Genomic DNA, 17625 nt, shown 5'->3' with positions numbered 1-17625 from the left:
GTTTGCCACAACCGCTAAAAGAATCATCTATTAATAACTGTACCGTCTCTTTTCCAAGTAACCGGAAAGCAGAGAAAGCGCGTAACATACCACGAAGTACATAAGTGTCATGATGATGAACATCGGAAGCACATAATTGGTGTTCTGTCCATAAATAATACGTGCCTGATGAGAAAGTTCAGGTAAAGAAATGATTACTGCTAATGAAGTATCTTTGATCAGTGAAATCAATTGGCTCACAATTGCCGGGATCATTGATTTAAATGCTTGCGGTAACACGATCGTTCGCATCGTTTCTACATAAGTCAGTCCCGTTGATAATCCTGCCTCCATCTGTCCTTTTGGAACAGCATTGAGTCCAGCTCGGAAAATTTCCGACAACATAGCTGACTCAAAAATCGTTAATGCTGCAACAGCAGACCAGAAGATGTTCATCTGAATGCCGATTTGAGGTAAGGCAAAGTAAGTGAAGAAAATGATCAATAATAATGGAAGATTCCGTATAATATCAATCACTACACCAAGGATTTTGGAAAAGAAAGGGATATTCGCAAAACGAATCACACCTGTCAGACCACCGATCAAGAAACTAAAAATGATCGAAAACAATGAAACTTCAACAGTAACCTTTAATCCTTCCAATAAAAAACGGATATTCATCCATGAAAAAGCGCCACTAAAATCCATGTATTTCCCCTCCTTCTATGAACGAACCGCCCATTTTTTCTCAAGATAAACCATTAAGTAAGATAACGGTAGCGTGATAACTAAGTAAAATAACCCAACGATGATATACGTATCGAAGGTATTGAATGTTTCACTGGCGATCAAGTCTCCTTGATACATCAAATCTAAACCAGCTACGATTGCTAAAATAGATGAATTTTTTACGAGGTTGATAAATTGGTTGCCTAATGGCGGAATAACGATTTTGAATGCTTGCGGTAAAACAATATAACGCATGATTTCTGAATAGGTAAAACCAGAAGATAGTCCTGCTTCTGTTTGACCTTTTGGTACGGTTTGAATCCCTGAACGTACTGTTTCAGCAATAAAAGCAGATGTATAGATCGTTAATCCAATCGTACCTGCTTGGAATCCATCTAGATTAAACCAATAAATCGGTACGACAACATAAAAAAACATCACGATGATTAATAATGGAATGTTTCTAAAAAATTCTACATATGCCTTTGCTAAGGCGCTCACTACTTTATTCTTTGATAATTGGAAGATTGCCATTAACGTTCCGATAATCAAACTAAACACAAGTGCTAAGACACTCGAAAACAATGTGATCTTGAACCCGTCGACAAAGATTGGTCCATAAGTCTGTATCAATTCGCTCATTGCCTCTCCCCCTTACTCTACTTTTCCTTCAGTTTCATTTGGAAACCATTTTTGATAGATTTTATCGTATGTGCCATCTGCATGCATTTCCTCTAGCGCTTGGTTAACAGCTTTCAAGAAGTTTTCTTGCCCTTTGTTGATCGCAATCCCGTAAGGCTCATTAGTAAACGTTCCACCAACTAACTCATACTCTGGATTTTCATCTGCAATCCCTAACAAAATCGCATTATCCGTAGTCATCGCGTCTCCCTGACCAGATTGTAAAGCAGTGAATGCTTCTGCATAGTTTTCTAATTCTAAAATTTTTGCATCTGGTGCATGCTGTCGGATATTCGCAGCCGATGTAGAACCTTTGACTGCTAGAACCGTTGTAGAAGCATTCAAATCATCTACACTTTTGATTTGGCTTCCTTTCTTTACCAACAAAGCTTGGCCAGCATCGAAATAGACATCTGAAAAGTCAACCTGTTTTTTTCGTTCATCTGTGATCGTCATCGTTGCAATAATTGCATCGATATTTCCGTTTTTCAATAATGGAATCCGAGTTTTAGAAGTGACTTCAACAAATTCTGTTTTTCCATTGTCACCAAGGATCTTTTTAGTGATTGCTTTTGCAATATCTATATCAAATCCTTGTACAGTTCTGCTCTCAATATCCATCATTCCAAATAATCGAGTATCATACTTGACACCCCAGATGATTTCATTGGTAGATTTGCTTCGCTCTAAAATATCTTCATTTGCCAACCCATTTCCTTTACATCCGGCTAGTGCAAGAAAAGCAATGCCTAAAAGGAAAATCAGGCGTATTTTTTTTAACCTGCGCATCTTTTTCCTCCTATCAATGATTGATAACTTTACTGATAAATTGCTGTGCTCGGACTTCATTTGGATTTTCGAAAAAGTCTCTCACATTTCTGCTGTCTTCCAATACTTCTCCATCAGCCATGAAGATAACACGATCCGCCACTTCTTTGGCAAAGCCCATTTCATGTGTCACGACAATCATTGACATACCGTCATGAGCCAATTTTTTCATAACGTCTAATACATCACCAATCATTTCCGGATCCAAAGCAGAAGTAGGTTCATCAAACAGCAGCATCTCAGGATTCATCGCTAAACCTCTGGCGATTGCCACCCGTTGCTGTTGTCCCCCGGATAACATGGAAGGATAAGAATCTTTCTTATCTAACATATTGACAGTTTTCAGAAATTTCTCAGCGTTTTTGACTGCAGTTGCCTGGTCTTGCTTTAACACTTTGATTGGTGCTAATGTAATATTTTCCAGAACGGTTTTATTAGGATACAAATTGAAATGCTGGAAAACCATGCCGATATTCTTTCGGACTTCTGTCAACTTTGTCTTTTTATCATGCAAGTCAGTATCATTAATTAGTAGCTTGCCTGAAGAAATCGTCTCTAATCCATTGATACAGCGAAGCATCGTGCTCTTTCCTGAACCAGAAGGACCAATGACAACGACAACTTCTCCTTTCTCGAATTCGAGATTGATATTTTTTAATGCGTGGAACTTGCCATAATATTTATCCACGTGATCAAATTTAATCATTGCCATAGAATTACACTCCCATTATTATTTAGTAAGATTTCTTTTAAAGATGTATAATAAAATACATTATATCTGATAGTTTAGTAATTTGTAAAGTTTCTTAGAACGTTTATTCTCCCATAAATATTTCTTCCATTTCTAATCTATTAGTTATTTTATCCTCTTTCCTTGTTTTTTCATTAGGAACTGTTGTTTCTTTTCAGGAAAAACGGTAAGATATTAAGTGCTCAGACTTACAAATCGTAAAGAGGTGTCTTTTTTGAAAAATATTATTTTAACGGGAGATCGACCAACTGGGAAGCTGCATTTAGGGCATTACGTCGGTTCTCTAAAAACCCGAGTGGCTATGCAGGCAGATGAAGACAACCAACTGTTTGTCATGATTGCTGACATGCAAGCACTGACAGATAATGCTAAAAATCCTGAGAAGGTTTCATCAAATGTCTTGCAAGTTGCTTTAGACTATTTAGCCGTGGGATTAGATCCTGCAAAATCTACTTTATTTATCCAATCACAAATTCCGGAATTAGCTGAATTAACCATGTATTATTTGAACTTAGTCAGCGTAGGACGCGTTCGGCGCAATCCGACTGTCAAAACAGAAATCGAACAAAAAAAATTCGGTGAAAGCGTGCCTACAGGATTCTTTATCTATCCTGTTTCTCAAGCAGCAGATATCACTGCATTCAAAGCGAATCTTGTACCTGTTGGCGAGGATCAAAAACCAATGCTAGAGCAGACACAGGAAATCGTACAAAGCTTCAATCATACATATGGTGAAGTCTTGGTGGAACCAAAAGGCGTATTCCCACCAAAAGGAATGGGTAGATTACCTGGAATCGATGGAAATGGCAAAATGAGTAAATCGTTAGGAAACGGTATTTATATCTCCGATCCTGCCGATGTTTTACAGAAAAAAGTCATGAGTATGTATACTGATCCAAACCACATCCATGTACAAGATCCTGGACAAGTAGAAGGGAATATGGTCTTCACCTACTTGGATGTATTCGGAACAGATAAAGAAGCAATTGAAGAAATGAAAGCTCATTACCGCCGTGGCGGACTTGGTGATGTAAAGATCAAACGATACCTCATTGATGTATTGGAAGCTGAATTTGCACCGATCCGTGCGCGCCGAGAAGAATTGGAAAAAGATCCTTCAGCTGTTATGGAAATCTTACGTAAAGGTAGTGAAGAAGCTGCTAAAGTAGCTGCACAAACACTTTCTGAAGTAAAATCAGCAATGGGAATCAATTACTTCCATTAATTCATTTACTCTAAAAAAACAGGCTGTAAAGGCCTGTTTTTTTATCTCGTCTCTGTGCTATTCCTTTTTTAAAATCAAAAAAAGAGATGTGACGAAGTTGTGTCACATCTCTTTTTCAAATGTATGGTCTTCAAAAGCTACTTGATCGTTACTTACTATATTTTCCCTCTTAGCGAATACTTGCCTCTAGGTTTTCTACCAACGCTTTTTCGACTTTTTCCATTCCTTTATTGATTTCTTCATCTGTCAATGTTGCTTCTGGGTTGACGAATGTCAGGCTATACGCCATGGATTTATGTCCTTTTTCAATGTTTTCTCCTTGATAGACATCAAATAATTGAATATCTGTTAAAAATCTTCCGGCAGCAGAACGGATAACTTCTGTTAATTCCTGATTTGTCACAGTTTCTTTTACAAGCAAAGCGATGTCCCGGCTGACTGCTGGGAATTTTGTCACTGCTTCGAAAACGATCCCTTTTTGAGCAGCTTCCACTACAGCAGATAAATCAAACTCAGCAACATATGTTTCTGGAATATCATAACTTTTTGCAATCGTTGGATGCACTTGACCGACAAAACCAATAAATTTTTCGCCAAGGTAAATCGCAGCAGTTCTTCCAGGATGCATTTCCTTCATTTCTGTCACTGTTTGATAATGGATATCTTCAGTGATGCCTAGTTGTTCAAATAAGTTTTCTAAAAGACCCTTGATGGTGAAAAAGTCTACATTTTGAGCTTTCATCTGCCAATCTTTTTCTTCCCAAATACCAGAAATAGCGATTGCTGCATGTTTTACTTCTTGCGGCAGATGTGTACGTGGATCATTTTCTTGGAAGAACACCCGACCAATTTCATATAAAGCAATCTCTGTATTTTTTCGGGCAGTGTTATAACTGATATCATCTAATAATCCGCTGATCAAATTCATTCGCAATACAGAACGCTCTTCACTCATTGGCCAGTCCAAACGTGTAATATTGCTTTCTTTTATAACAAACTGTCTTGATTTTTCTTCTGTTGTCAATGAATAACTGATTGCTTCGCTCAATCCGCTTCCTTCAAAGATCGTACGAATTTTACGAGTAGTTTCTTGTTCTTTTGACAAGCTTCCAGCAACCGTTTCTCCACTTGGAAGTGTAGATGGCAACTGGTCGTATCCATAAATACGAGCAACTTCTTCGATAATATCTGCTTCGATTTGGATATCCCAGCGTCTTGGTGGTACTACTACGGAATAAACATGCTCCTTTTCTTCATAGCTAAATCCAAGTGCTTCAAAAATCTCATTTACTTCTTTAACGACAAGAGATGTTCCTAAATATTGATTGATGCGTTCAAGTGAAATCTTCACTGATACGTCTTCTGCTTTGATCTCTGAGCCTTTGACCGCGCCTTGTAGAACTTCCCCACCCGCAAGAGAAACGATCATTGCTGCAGCAACCTCACTGGCTTCTCCAACAGTCGCATGGTTGATTCCTTTTTCAAAACGTGCAGAGGATTCACTACGCAAATTAAATTGTTTTGCTGTACGACGAATCGAAATTGGATCAAATAAAGCAGATTCTAGTGCAACTGTTGTTGTTTCATTCGTGATCTCTGAGTCTAACCCTCCCATGACACCAGCTAAAGCAACTGGTTCTTTGCCGTTAGTAATGACGAGATTGTCAGTTGTCAATTCCCGAGATTCTCCATCTAGTGTTACTAATGTTTCATTTTCTTTTGCACGGCGGACAAAGATCTCTTTTGATTTCAATTTGTCGTAGTCAAATGCATGTAGTGGTTGTCCGAATAAAAGCAAAATATAGTTCGTCACATCTACTACATTGTTGATTGGACGAATGCCTTCGTTCATCAAAAGATTTTGCAGCCATTGAGGACTTGGCTGGATTCTTACTCCTTCAATGATTCTGATTTGATAAGCAGGAACTGCTTCTTTATCTTCAACTTCCACTTGAATTTTATCGCTAGCAGGACGTGAGGATTCTACCAGCTTTTCGTCATCGAATGTAGGAGTCTGACGATAAATTGCCCCAACTTCATAAGCTACGCCACGCATTGACAATGCATCCGCACGATTCGGTGTGATAGATAATTCAATAATCGAATCATCCATATCCAAATAAGGAAAAACTGGATCGCCATTTACAGCTTCTTGTGGCATATAATAGATACCTTCAGCGTATTCTTTCGGTATAACACTATCTGAATAGCCAATTTCTTGTAATGAGCAAATCATGCCATTTGATACTTGGCCACGCATTTTTCCTTTTTTGATTTTTACATTACCAGCGATACGTGAGTTAGGAAGTGCAACAATCACTTTGATTCCAACCTTCACATTAGGCGCTCCACAAACGATTTGAGACAGCTCGTCTTCGCCAATATCGACTTGACAAATAGAAAGGTGATCAGAATCTGGATGTGGTACGCATTCCTTGACTTCACCGACAACGATTTTTTTCAAGCCTTCTTCTGGAACCGTTACTCCCTCTACTTCGATTCCTGTCACAGACATCTTATCCGCTAATTCTTTTGGTGTTACATTCGATAAATCTACATAACGATTGAGCCATTTATATGAAACTAACATCTTCTTACTCCCCCTTGAACTGACTTAAGAAACGTAAGTCATTTTGATAGAAATTACGGATATCATTCACTCCATACCGCAACATAGCTACGCGGTCTGGTCCAAGGCCGAAAGCAAAGCCTGAATATTCTTCTGGATCGATTCCTGACATCTTCAACACATTCGGGTGCACCATGCCAGCTCCTAAAATCTCGATCCATCCAGTGTATTTACATACGTTACAACCGGCACCACCACATTTGAAACAGCTGACATCTACTTCTACTGATGGCTCCGTAAATGGGAAATAACTTGGACGCAAACGAATTTCACGATCTTCCCCAAACATTTTTTTCATTACGACTTCTAATGTTCCTTTAAGGTCGCCCATCGTGATGTTTTTATCAACAACTAGCCCTTCAATTTGATGGAACTGATGACTGTGGGTCGCATCATCTGTATCTCTGCGGAAGACTTTCCCTGGCGAGATCATTCGTAGAGCACCCTTAGAGAAATCATGTTTTTCCATTGTCCGTGCTTGGACTGGTGAAGTATGTGTCCGAATGAGTATCTCGTCTGAAATATAGAAAGTATCTTGCATGTCCCTTGCCGGATGGTCTTTTGGCAGGTTCATCCGTTCGAAATTGTAATGGTCAGACTCTACTTCGTAACCTTCTACGATCTGATACCCCATACCCACAAAAATATCTTCAATTTCTTCCATGATTTGTGTCACGATATGACGTGTACCATGTTTTACTTTTCTACCAGGTAGTGTCACGTCTATTGTTTCTTTTGCCAAAGCTGCATTTAACGCTTCTTCTTCTAATACTTGTTTTTTTCGCTCGATCTCTTCTGTCAAAAGATCTCGGATCTCATTTGCGAAACTTCCGACTTTTGGTCGCTCTTCTGGACTTAGATCTTTCATCCCACGTAATACTTCTGTGATCGGTCCTTTTTTTCCTAACGTTTCAACACGTATTTGATTTAATTCATTTAAATCTTGTGCCGCTGTGATTTTGACGAGCGTTGCTTCTTTCAAGCTCTCTAATTGTGCTTGTAGAGACATGTGCTTGTTCCTCCTTTAAATTCCAAATACAAAACAAAAAGACCTCATTCCTGTTAAGGAACGAGGTCTTCGCGTTACCATCCTAATTTGCGGATAAATGACTTACACCGCACTCTTACTTCGTTAACGACAATTGCCGGTCTGATTTTATCAGACGAACTCGGAAAGTGAACTTCATTTTTCAAACACAGGATCTGCTTTCAGTCTGCGACAGATCTCCCTGAACTGGTTTAGCCAAACTACTCTTTTTCGTCATCGTTCTTTACTTATTCGTATGGACTATAGTTTACAAGATTTTTTTTACAAAATCAACCGCATTCTTCCTCTGTGACCCATTTTTCGCTCCAAACTTGTATTTGACGCATCGCTTTTTGCAAGTCTGCTCCTTTTTCAGTCAAGAGATATTCTGAACGGCTCTTTTCGCTACAGGCAAAGTTTCGAGTGACTATTCCTTCTTTTTCTAATTCCTTCAAGCGTTCGACTAATACTCGATCACTGACCATCGGGATTTTTGCCGCAAGCTCAACAAAGCGTTGCGGACCGTTTTCGAGTAGTACATCGATAATCAATCCGTTCCATTTTTTTCCTAAAATAGAGAATGTTTTTTCAAATTTAGGGCATAAAACGAATTCTGTCTGTGTTAGCTCCATCATACTCACCTCTTCCCAGAGTATAGCATAATCCTTACAAAACATAAGTCAAGTTTGCTCAATTATAATTATTTGTTAATGTTTATAATTTGTTTCACTCGAAGCAAAATTAGGAAAACATTTTCTACTGGCTTATTCAAAGCTTCTGACATTGCTTGTTGGTAAAGTCTTAGCTGTCCTTGATATTTTTGGACGATTGCATCTATTTCTGCTGGATCATCCGGATGTAAAATAAAATCTGTTTTAAAATCATAGATATTGAGATGATCTTTTTCTTCTAGGTATCCATCGACGATTCCGTGGATTAATAGTTCATCTTCTTGATTTGGATAGTCTTGAAATACTTCGTCAGCAGGAAGCAGCATGGAAAAAGGTTGTTCTCGTTTTACGTTTTCTTTGTTGGCAATCAGCTGTTGACCAAGTTCTGTTTGAAAGAACCATATAATAGAAGAAACATCTACTTTTTTCGCGACTTTTTCGTCTACTAACCGTTTCCTTACCAATTCCTGTAATTTTTGATGGATACTCTCTGTAGTTGGCATCTCTAATGGCAGTAATTGTAACAAAGCATGCGTAGCAGTTCCAACAGCAGTTGCTGACACTTGCCGATCTTTTTGCAAAAATTTTGGTTCTGCTAGTTGTTCTTGCGTATAACGAAATTGACGGGATGCTGCTTTGTTCTGACTGCTTTCCAGAGTCAAACGTGATTCTTGTGTATCATCTGGATCTTCGAATAATCGTTTGATTTCAGATACAGATTGATAACTTGTGGTTTGTGAAGAAGCTTGATAAGGATATTCATATGCCAGACGTTTTTGTAACGAATCTGCTAATAAAGTTTCATCTTCTTTCATCTGCTGATCTAAGTTAACCAGTTCTTTTTCAGCAAGCAACTGTCTTTGTTCAATGATCGATTGCTGATTCATCCATGAAATAGAAAACTGTGCATTTGAATGTTGAAGAAGAGAAGTCGAAATTTCTTCCTCTAAGTATTTCTGCATTTCAGGATGACGGATCAATCCGTAACCAATCCAATTCATCAAGCTGCTTCTGCCCTTCAAACGTAGCGCAGGATCAAAAACCAACTCCTCATGATCAGCTGCTTCAGACCACGTTTGGATCATTTGCTCTTTATTTTTATAGGAACCGACAATGAAAAGCTTTTGTTCTGCCCGAGTCAATCCTACATACAATTTACGCATTTCTTCCGACAACAATTTGTTTTGCTTTGCCAATTTGATGGCTTGAAACGGTAACGTATCATATAACACTCGTGTTTCAGGATCCATATAGCGAATTCCTGCTCCAAGTTTTTCTTCAAAAGCATACCGATTGCGCAAGTCTTGTAAGTTGAACTCCTTTGTCATATCTAACAAAAATACAACTGGGAATTCCAAGCCTTTACTTGCATGGATCGTCATAACGCGAACAGCATTATCTTCTATTGAAATGACTGGTTCTGCTAAGTCTTTATCTTTTTCTTGCATTTTTTCAATGAAACGCACGAACTGGTATAATCCTCTGAAAGAACTTTGCTCGTAAGCTTTGGCACGATCAACCAATGCATAAAGATTGGCTTGTCTCTGTGCCCCTGCTGGCAGACCGACCACATACTCTAGATATCCCGTCTCATAATAGATATCCCATAACAAGTCAGTGATCGAAGAACGGCGAGCAAGTTCTCGCCAATGATCTAGTTGCTTGCCAAAATGTTCCAGCTTAGCTGCTAATTCATCTTCGTTTGATGCTTGATAAGCAAGCACAGCATCATAGTAAGTATGTGCACGGTCAGCTAATCGAATGCTGGCTAATTCTGGTTCAATCAGACCCACGATCGGTGAGCGCAATACAGCCGCAAGCGGAATATCTTGATAGGGATTATCGATTAATTGTAGCAGCGAGATCATCGTGCGAATTTCTGTCGCTTGAAAATAGTTTTGAGCATCATTCATCTCTAATGGAATATCCAATGTTTTGAAAATCTCTAAAATCGTTAAGTTGTTCTTCTTTGTAGGTGTCAAGAGAACAATGTCTTTGTACTCTATCGGACGACTTTTTTTTGATTTTTTATCATAAATCATAAAGGAGGAATCAATTAATTGACGAATTTTTAGTCCTGTCATAAAAAGTTCGCCTTCTGTTTTGTCTTCCAGTATATCATCCGTCGGAATCTCAATCTCTGATTCTTCCTGTTCTTTTTCATAGATCATGATTTCCGGCTCAAACTGTTCATTCTCTGGAAAGTCTGAAAATCCTTGGATCAGTTTGGCTACTTCGTCATAATTGATTTGACCCACTGCTGGATCCATTAGTTGTTCAAAAATAAGATTCGTAAAAGAAAGGACTTCTTTTCTAGAGCGGAAGTTCTCAGCCAAAACGATTCGACGTCCGCCTTCTTTCTTTGAGAAATTCTCGTATTTCCCGATAAATAAACTAGGATCTGCTAAACGGAAAGAATAGATGGATTGTTTGACATCCCCAACCATGAACATATTTCCTTTTGTATCATCAGGTTCTCTTAGCCAGTATAAAATGGCTTCTTGTAATTGGTTCACGTCTTGATATTCATCTACCATTACTTCTTTGAATTTTTTTCGATAATGTTTTGAAGCTTCACTTGGCAGCCATACATCTTTCGTTTTTTCTGTGAGAATCTGCAACGCTAAATGTTCCAGATCATTGAAATCCAGAACACCTTTTTCCCGTTTACGCATACTGAAACCGTCCATGAAGCTTTGCGTGACTTTTGTCATTTCTTCGACTAACGGTAGTGCTTTGTCCGTTAATTCTTCCATTTGGCTTGGGGAAACAGGAAAATAACTTTTACTTATCTGCTGAATCAGTTTTTTTGCTTTATCCCTCATGCCCTTGACTTCATTGGAAATTTCTTTCAATTCTGCTTTCCGACTGCTCTTAAAAGTTGAAAAAGTTAGTTGTTCCAAACCAGCATAAGCTTCTTCTAACCGATCTTGCGAGAACGCTTCATAGATATTCTTGATCTGCTGTTGTTCTCCAGCTACTTGCTCATGCATTTTTTCTAATCCTTCACCTTGTGCTAACTGAGTCATCTGTTCATATAATTGTACACATTGGTATATATCTGCCAAAACTAAAGGACGGATTTGTTCTTGATATAATCGAGATTTCGCTAGCCCCTCAGGCAAACGATAATTATCGCTTAACTGTTCTAGCCATTTTTGGGGGTCAGGGTTGGCACGGGCAAACTCATAAAGAGAAAACACCAGATTCGTCAAGCCGTCATCTGAACGATCATTAGAAAAATTCATTGTTAATTGGAAAAATCGTTCATCATTTTCTGCATAAAGTGCTTCTCTCAGCTCGTCCCACACATCCTCCTTCATCAAGATCGTTTCTGTTTCATCTGTTAACATGCGAAAGACTGGATCAATATCAATTAAGTAATAATAACGTCGAATAACTGTCAGGCAAAAAGCATGTAAGGTTGAGATATTCGCTGTGGGCAATAAAACTAACTGCTTAGTAAAATGCTGTCTACGTACAGGGTCACTTTCGCTATTGACGGATTCTTGTAATGCCTCTTGAATTCTTTCTTTCATTTCTCTTGCGGCAGCTTCAGTAAATGTCACAATCAATAATTCATCGATATCAAAACCCATTTTTAGTTTTTCAATCACTCTTCGAACAAGCACTGTAGTTTTACCTGATCCGGCAGACGCAGAGACTAATAGATTATCTCCTTGATCAAAAATCGCTTGCCACTGATCATCTGTGAATCGTTCATTTTGCGGTTTTAAAGGAATTTGATTCACTCTTCTTCACTCCTTTTCAATATTCTACGCAGTGCTTCTTCCTTATCTATTTTCTCCAGACGGTGGTAATTATTTTCTTTCAGCATCACATCAAACGTACAGATGCTTCTGAATGGACAAAATTCGCAGGCAATCCGCTGTTTATCTTTATAAGCTGGATTTAGTTTGATTTCTCCGGAAGTAATCGCATCTCCAGCTAACCGCATATTTTCCCGATTATGCGCCATGAATAGTTGCAGTTCTTCTTCCGTGAAAAATTTGTCTTTACTGAAACTACCTTTTTGGTATTCATCTTTCGCATTTTTTTTCACTGGATAGATCAGTGATTGTTCTTTTGCTTCCAGTGAATGATCTAGTACTTCTAAAAGAGCGGGATCATCGACAAAAACGCCATCATAACTAAATTTTTTCAATGTATTCTTCTCTACATCATCTGTCTCCGTCAATACAGGATTATGAACATGTAAATAATATGATCCTGCTGGTTTAACAGCCGCCTTTCCAGTCAAACGTACCGCATCCATCAATGCTACGTCCAGATACGTCAATAATTGCATAGCCATGCCATAATAAGCTTCTGTGACATCGAATGAACGTCCGCTAGATTTGTAATCAACGACGCTTAGCCAAGTATCGTCTTGTTCAGAAGCTACATCGATTCGATCGATTTTCCCTCGAACATGGAGTTTTCCACCATTACTCAACGGTAATTCCAGACCTGTGATACCTTTTGCTCCAGCAATCTGACCAAATAGAATCTCTGTCTGAAGAGGATGCATGCCTGTATTTTTGCTCTGTTTTTGCAAAGCCCATGCCACTTTTTGAATCGTCTGTCCTAACTGGTAGCGGATATAGTTCATTCTTGCAGAACTATCCAATATCTCAAACCGAAGTTCTCCGAATACTTCCTGCAGCACTTTTTCAGTAAAGTCTCTACGCTGCGTATCGGACATATTCACTAAGGATAATTGGTTTGAAAACAGTAGCTTGAAGAAACGATCCAATGATTCATGATAAAAATCACCAGTTGCTGCTGGAGTTAGACCATAAACAGTTCGTTCTTTCAATTTCAAACCAAATTGCATGAAGTATTTGTATTCACAATTATAAAAATTCTCCATACGTGAAATTGAAGTATAAATTTCTTTTCCATAAAGCTCTTCCGCCATTTTTTCTGGCATCGAAACAGGAACATTTAAATGTTCCTGACTTTCAAAAATCTGTAAAGCAAAATTTCGCCATGACGAATTCAGTACTAATTCTTTGAGCTTTTGCCAGTGCTTTGGTACAGGTTTTTTTTCATCTAAAGCTAATCGATAAATCCTATTGACTGTATTGATTCCGCTTCTGTAAGTCCCTACATAACAATTAGGGTCGCTTTCGATCGTCAAATGCTCTTTTCTCTCGACGGGAACAGATAAATATTCTGTGATTCTACGCAAATAAGGAGACATCTTCAGCGAGCCATCTGTGTCATAGCTTTGTGCATAACTAAGATATAATCGATCTGTTCCGGAAAGAAAAACAAGATAGGCTTGGAAAGGCTCAAAAGAGATACTTTCCTTTGATGGGTCGAATAAAAACTGTCCATCTGGCAAGGCCTGATTTAATACTTCTCGTTCTTCACTGGACAACAATCCTTTTGTCTCTTTTCGGTCTGGAAACACTTGATCATTCAACCCTAATGCAAAAGTGACGGCAGCTTGATTTGGTCGAACTAATTCCAAACGATTGATTCGCACTTGGTCGATTGCGGTAGGGATTTTACCATAACTTAGATTTTCTAGACCACTCGTAATGATTTCTTGGAACAGTGACCAGTCAAAAGCCGATTCACCATAAATTACTACATATTCATCCAACAGATCAATCAGCGCTCCCCATGTCTGCTCATGGTTTCTTGCCGCTTCTAAGTTTCCTCTGTCTACTTCCTGATTACGCCAAAACAATAATTGTTGCTGTACGCCACTTTGGATCAAAAATTGATAAAAACCATTTGCGGCCTCTTGTCCTGTTTTGCTTTTCTTTATTTTTTTCAAAAATACTGGTACAGCTTTCTGAAATAATCGTCTAATCGTATTTGACTGTTCTTCCAAATACTGTACGTCTTCAATCTGTTCTGCTTCAAAATCATACGCCACAAACTGCCAGTCTTTTTCACGAGTCCAATAAGTTCCTTGATAATTGTAAGCAAGTGCTACATTTTCAGTGATGTCCAGTTTTTTCCTGAATTCATCTCGCTCTTGTTTCCATTCATCAAGTTCGGTTTCTGCTTCCGTCGACAGAAATAATTCAGTTTTGAAAAAACGCATAATATCACTTAGCCGATAAGAATAGCGGTCAAGAGCGAACAGACTGTTGATCCATTCGATCAGCGGATGATTTTCCATCATTTGTTCTTCATCGATATAAAAAGGAATTGCCATTTCTTGAAAGATCGGCCGAAGGATATTTCCATATAAAGACATATTTTTTGTCAGCACTTGGATATCACGATAACGGTAGTTTTCTTCACTGACTAGTCGTCTGATTTCAACAGCTAATTGTCGGACTTCTTCAGTTGGATTTTCAGCTTCCCACAAATGGAGATGCTCTTGTCCCCCTAATTTGTGTACTGCCGCTTTCTTTTGGCTAGATGTCTCTTCCCACATTGTTTGCAGCAGTTGAAGCTCTGTCGGACGAGTCTGCTCTGGTGCAAATCGGTCCACTAATATAGGGACTTTCCGTTCTCTTGCACTTTGAAAAAGACGGAAATAAAGCTTTCCAGTCTCATGAAAGAGCGTAAGTACTTCTGGAAGATCCGCTGTATAAGGACGATCCAGCAATAAATCGACAACCAATTGCCCCTTTTCCATCACTGCCTGCAGTAATTGATACTCTTGACCATTGATTCGAGAAAAACCACTGACAATAAATTTGACGTTGTTGAAATCTTGTGTCTGCATATAATTTGCTAGTATAGATAGTGCATCTTCATTTGTTAGTGCACGTTGAGTCAATTCGCTGTCATAAGCTGAAAAAATCAGCTTCAAGTCTTTCATTTTAAGTTGCTGGTCTTCTGCATTAGGTGAATCACCAAATAAAAGCATCAGGTCTTCTGGTTGAATATTTCCTGTACGCAATTCACTGTAGAGTTCTTGTAATTGACGAATAAACCCTCTTTTATTGATTTCTCCGCGAAAGATTGTTAATTCTTCCTCATTTTTTTCTAAAATCTGTCGCAAGATCATTGCAGATCCTGATTCTGATAATTCATTTCCTGTAAGAAGAGTTGTCTGTTGCAGCAAATACCAAGCCAGACGATAAAAACTAAATACTTGAACGTTTGTTGTGCTGAAAGCTTTTTTTCCGCTTCTTCTTCGCATCTCCGCTAAAATTTCTTGTTCCTGTTCGAATTTGCTGTAGTTGGGAACAAGGAAAAATACTTGGTTACTTGCATCCTGGTCGAGCCAAGCGGATGCTTCGTCGATCAAGACTTGACGGTGATCTTTTTTCCCGTTTCCAAGAATAAATTGTAAAGACATGCTTTTCCTCCTTCAACACATGATACGGTGCTCCTTTATTATATCAAAAAATACTGAACATTTGTTCTATATTCTTCAAATTATATCCTTTTAAGGTTCTGATATTTCTACTTTTTTAAGTATACGCAAAAAACAGGAACTGCTGCAAATAAGCAATTCCTGTTTTTATGTTCATTGATTAATGAATAGAGCCCATTAGTTTTTTGATTGGTTCTTTCACAGTAAATAGCAAGATACCACCGACGATTGCTACTGCACCGATAATACCGAAGTAGGCAGATTCTGTTCCCGGTGTGTAGAAGCGTGCAATTTGTGCATTGATTGCTTGTGAAGAAGCATCAGCTAAGAACCAAATAGCGATTGTTTGTGATTCAAATGCTCGTGGTGCTAATTTTGTTGTCACAGACAAACCAACTGGTGAAAGACACAATTCAGCAATAACCACGATGAAGAAACTTCCCAACAACCACAATGGACTTACTTTTCCACTTGTTCCATAAAGCATACCCGGCAACATCAATAGCAAGTACGATAATCCTGCAAATAAAAGTCCAAGAGAGAATTTCACTACTGTAGATGGTTGACGTTCACCAAGTTTCGTCCACATCGTTACGAATACTGGTGTCAGAATAAAGATGAAAATTGGATTCAATGATTGATACCAGCTTGCTTGGATCGTTACACCAAATAGCGTAGATTGTGTACGTTCACTAGCAAATAAAGCTAAGATAGATGAACCTTGTTCTTGTAATGACCAGAAAATGATTGCTGCAAGGAATAATGGGATATAAGCCCATACTCTTGGTTTTTCTTCAGCAGTTACATCTTTTGAAGTCAGCATTTTGATAAAGTAATACAACGGTAAGATAATCCCCAATACACTGATTGTATTGACAAAAAAGTCAATTGTCAGATGACCAGTTAGTTGTGCCCCGCCGAATACTGCAGCGATAACAACAAGTGCGATGATCAAGTTACGGATGAATCCTTTACGTTCTTCAGTTGTCAAAGGATTCGGCGGTGTTGTACCCACTCCGTCTAATGTCTTGCGTCCTTGGATGATGTATTGTAATAATCCAAAGAACATCCCAATAGCAGCTAAAGAGAACCCTAAATGATAGTTATATTCTTGACCGATTGTACCAACGATTAGTGGTGCTAATAATGCCCCTAAGTTGACACCCATGTAAAAAATCGAAAATCCTGCATCTCTTCGCAAGTCAGTCTTTGAATAAAGATGTCCGACCATGCCAGAAACATTTGGTTTCAAAAAGGCGGTTCCGATAATAATCAATGCCATCGAAACAAACAATGTACTTACACCAAATGGTAAAGCCAAGACGATGTGGCCAAGCATAATGAAAACTCCACCGAAGAATACAGTGCGTTTTGCTCCTAACACTCGGTCAGATACCCATCCGCCGACGATACTAGACATGTAGATCAAAGATCCGTAGATCGACATGATAGCTAATGCTGTTGCTCGTGGTAATCCAAGTCCCCCGTTGGCAACTGTATCGTACATATAATAGATAAGTAATGCACGCATACCGTAATAACTAAATCGTTCCCACATCTCAGTGAAGAACAAAGTTGACAATCCCTTCGGCTGCCCGAAGAAGCCCTTGTCTTGCTGTTTTTCCATAATCTATACCCCAATTCTTTAAATTTTCAGAAAATATTATACATCTTTACCGAAAAATTAGTCAAGTCCATAATCCTGTGTAAAATACTATACAATGTTTTACCGGTCTCTCATTGATCAAACTTAATATATTTTCTTGTAGAACTGAGCCATTCGTCATGAAGGTCCATAAGGACAGCTCCAA

Annotated in this window: 11 protein-coding genes and 1 other annotated feature; of the genes, 1 reads left to right on the top strand and 10 read right to left on the bottom strand. The window is 38.6% G+C overall.

Annotation, left to right across the window (positions count from 1 at the left end; translation table 11 throughout):
- Positions 1-30 precede the first annotated feature (30 nt).
- Genes OZ002_RS04705 through OZ002_RS04690 form a run of 4 tightly spaced genes read right to left on the bottom strand, consistent with a single transcriptional unit; the run spans position 31 to position 2929 of the window.
- Complete coding sequence (locus OZ002_RS04705) at positions 31-687, bottom strand: amino acid ABC transporter permease (protein ID WP_002295785.1); 657 nt, start codon at positions 685-687, stop codon at positions 31-33.
- Between the two features lie 15 nt (positions 688-702).
- Complete coding sequence (locus tag OZ002_RS04700) at positions 703-1350, bottom strand: amino acid ABC transporter permease (protein ID WP_002288038.1); 648 nt, start codon at positions 1348-1350, stop codon at positions 703-705.
- 12 nt (positions 1351-1362) lie between these two features.
- Entirely contained in the window at positions 1363-2178 is an 816-nt protein-coding gene (locus OZ002_RS04695; RefSeq protein WP_086317098.1) for a transporter substrate-binding domain-containing protein, read from the bottom strand.
- A gap of 13 nt (positions 2179-2191) precedes the next feature.
- Positions 2192-2929, bottom strand: coding sequence for an amino acid ABC transporter ATP-binding protein (locus OZ002_RS04690; RefSeq protein ID WP_002288042.1), 738 nt, complete (start codon positions 2927-2929; stop codon positions 2192-2194).
- A gap of 253 nt (positions 2930-3182) precedes the next feature.
- Between OZ002_RS04690 and trpS the strand changes: the two genes are divergently transcribed.
- Positions 3183-4193 carry a tryptophan--tRNA ligase gene (gene trpS / locus OZ002_RS04685; protein ID WP_002288045.1) on the top strand — a complete coding sequence of 337 codons (1011 nt, stop codon included), beginning with the start codon at positions 3183-3185 and terminating at the stop codon, positions 4191-4193.
- Positions 4194-4362: 169 nt separating this feature from the next.
- Here the strand turns inward: trpS and pheT are convergent, their stop codons facing one another.
- From pheT to OZ002_RS04655, 6 genes are all read right to left on the bottom strand, one after another.
- A complete protein-coding gene (pheT, locus tag OZ002_RS04680; RefSeq protein ID WP_156249018.1) occupies positions 4363-6783 on the bottom strand; it encodes a phenylalanine--tRNA ligase subunit beta in 2421 nt (806 codons plus the stop codon).
- A gap of 4 nt (positions 6784-6787) precedes the next feature.
- On the bottom strand, positions 6788-7831 hold the full coding sequence (gene pheS, locus OZ002_RS04675) for a phenylalanine--tRNA ligase subunit alpha (RefSeq protein ID WP_002295783.1): 1044 nt from the start codon (positions 7829-7831) through the stop codon (positions 6788-6790).
- Between the two features lie 53 nt (positions 7832-7884).
- Positions 7885-8096, bottom strand: a binding site (T-box leader).
- A gap of 43 nt (positions 8097-8139) precedes the next feature.
- Complete coding sequence (locus OZ002_RS04670) at positions 8140-8481, bottom strand: winged helix-turn-helix transcriptional regulator (RefSeq protein ID WP_002295781.1); 342 nt, start codon at positions 8479-8481, stop codon at positions 8140-8142.
- A gap of 68 nt (positions 8482-8549) precedes the next feature.
- Complete coding sequence (addA, locus tag OZ002_RS04665) at positions 8550-12272, bottom strand: helicase-exonuclease AddAB subunit AddA (RefSeq protein ID WP_325082900.1); 3723 nt, start codon at positions 12270-12272, stop codon at positions 8550-8552.
- Positions 12269-15796, bottom strand: coding sequence for a PD-(D/E)XK nuclease family protein (locus OZ002_RS04660; RefSeq protein WP_252704018.1), 3528 nt, complete (start codon positions 15794-15796; stop codon positions 12269-12271). The genes addA and OZ002_RS04660 overlap by 4 nt, the downstream gene beginning before the upstream one ends.
- A gap of 178 nt (positions 15797-15974) precedes the next feature.
- Positions 15975-17441: a peptide MFS transporter gene (locus tag OZ002_RS04655; protein WP_002288052.1), complete on the bottom strand. Its 1467-nt coding sequence runs from the start codon at positions 17439-17441 to the stop codon at positions 15975-15977.
- Positions 17442-17625 lie beyond the last annotated feature (184 nt).

The organism is Enterococcus sp. E4-150, assembly GCF_035726465.1.
Lineage (GTDB): Bacteria > Bacillota > Bacilli > Lactobacillales > Enterococcaceae > Enterococcus_B > Enterococcus_B faecium.
Note: the sequence above shows the minus strand (reverse complement) of the source record. Positions and strands in the feature narration are given on the sequence as shown.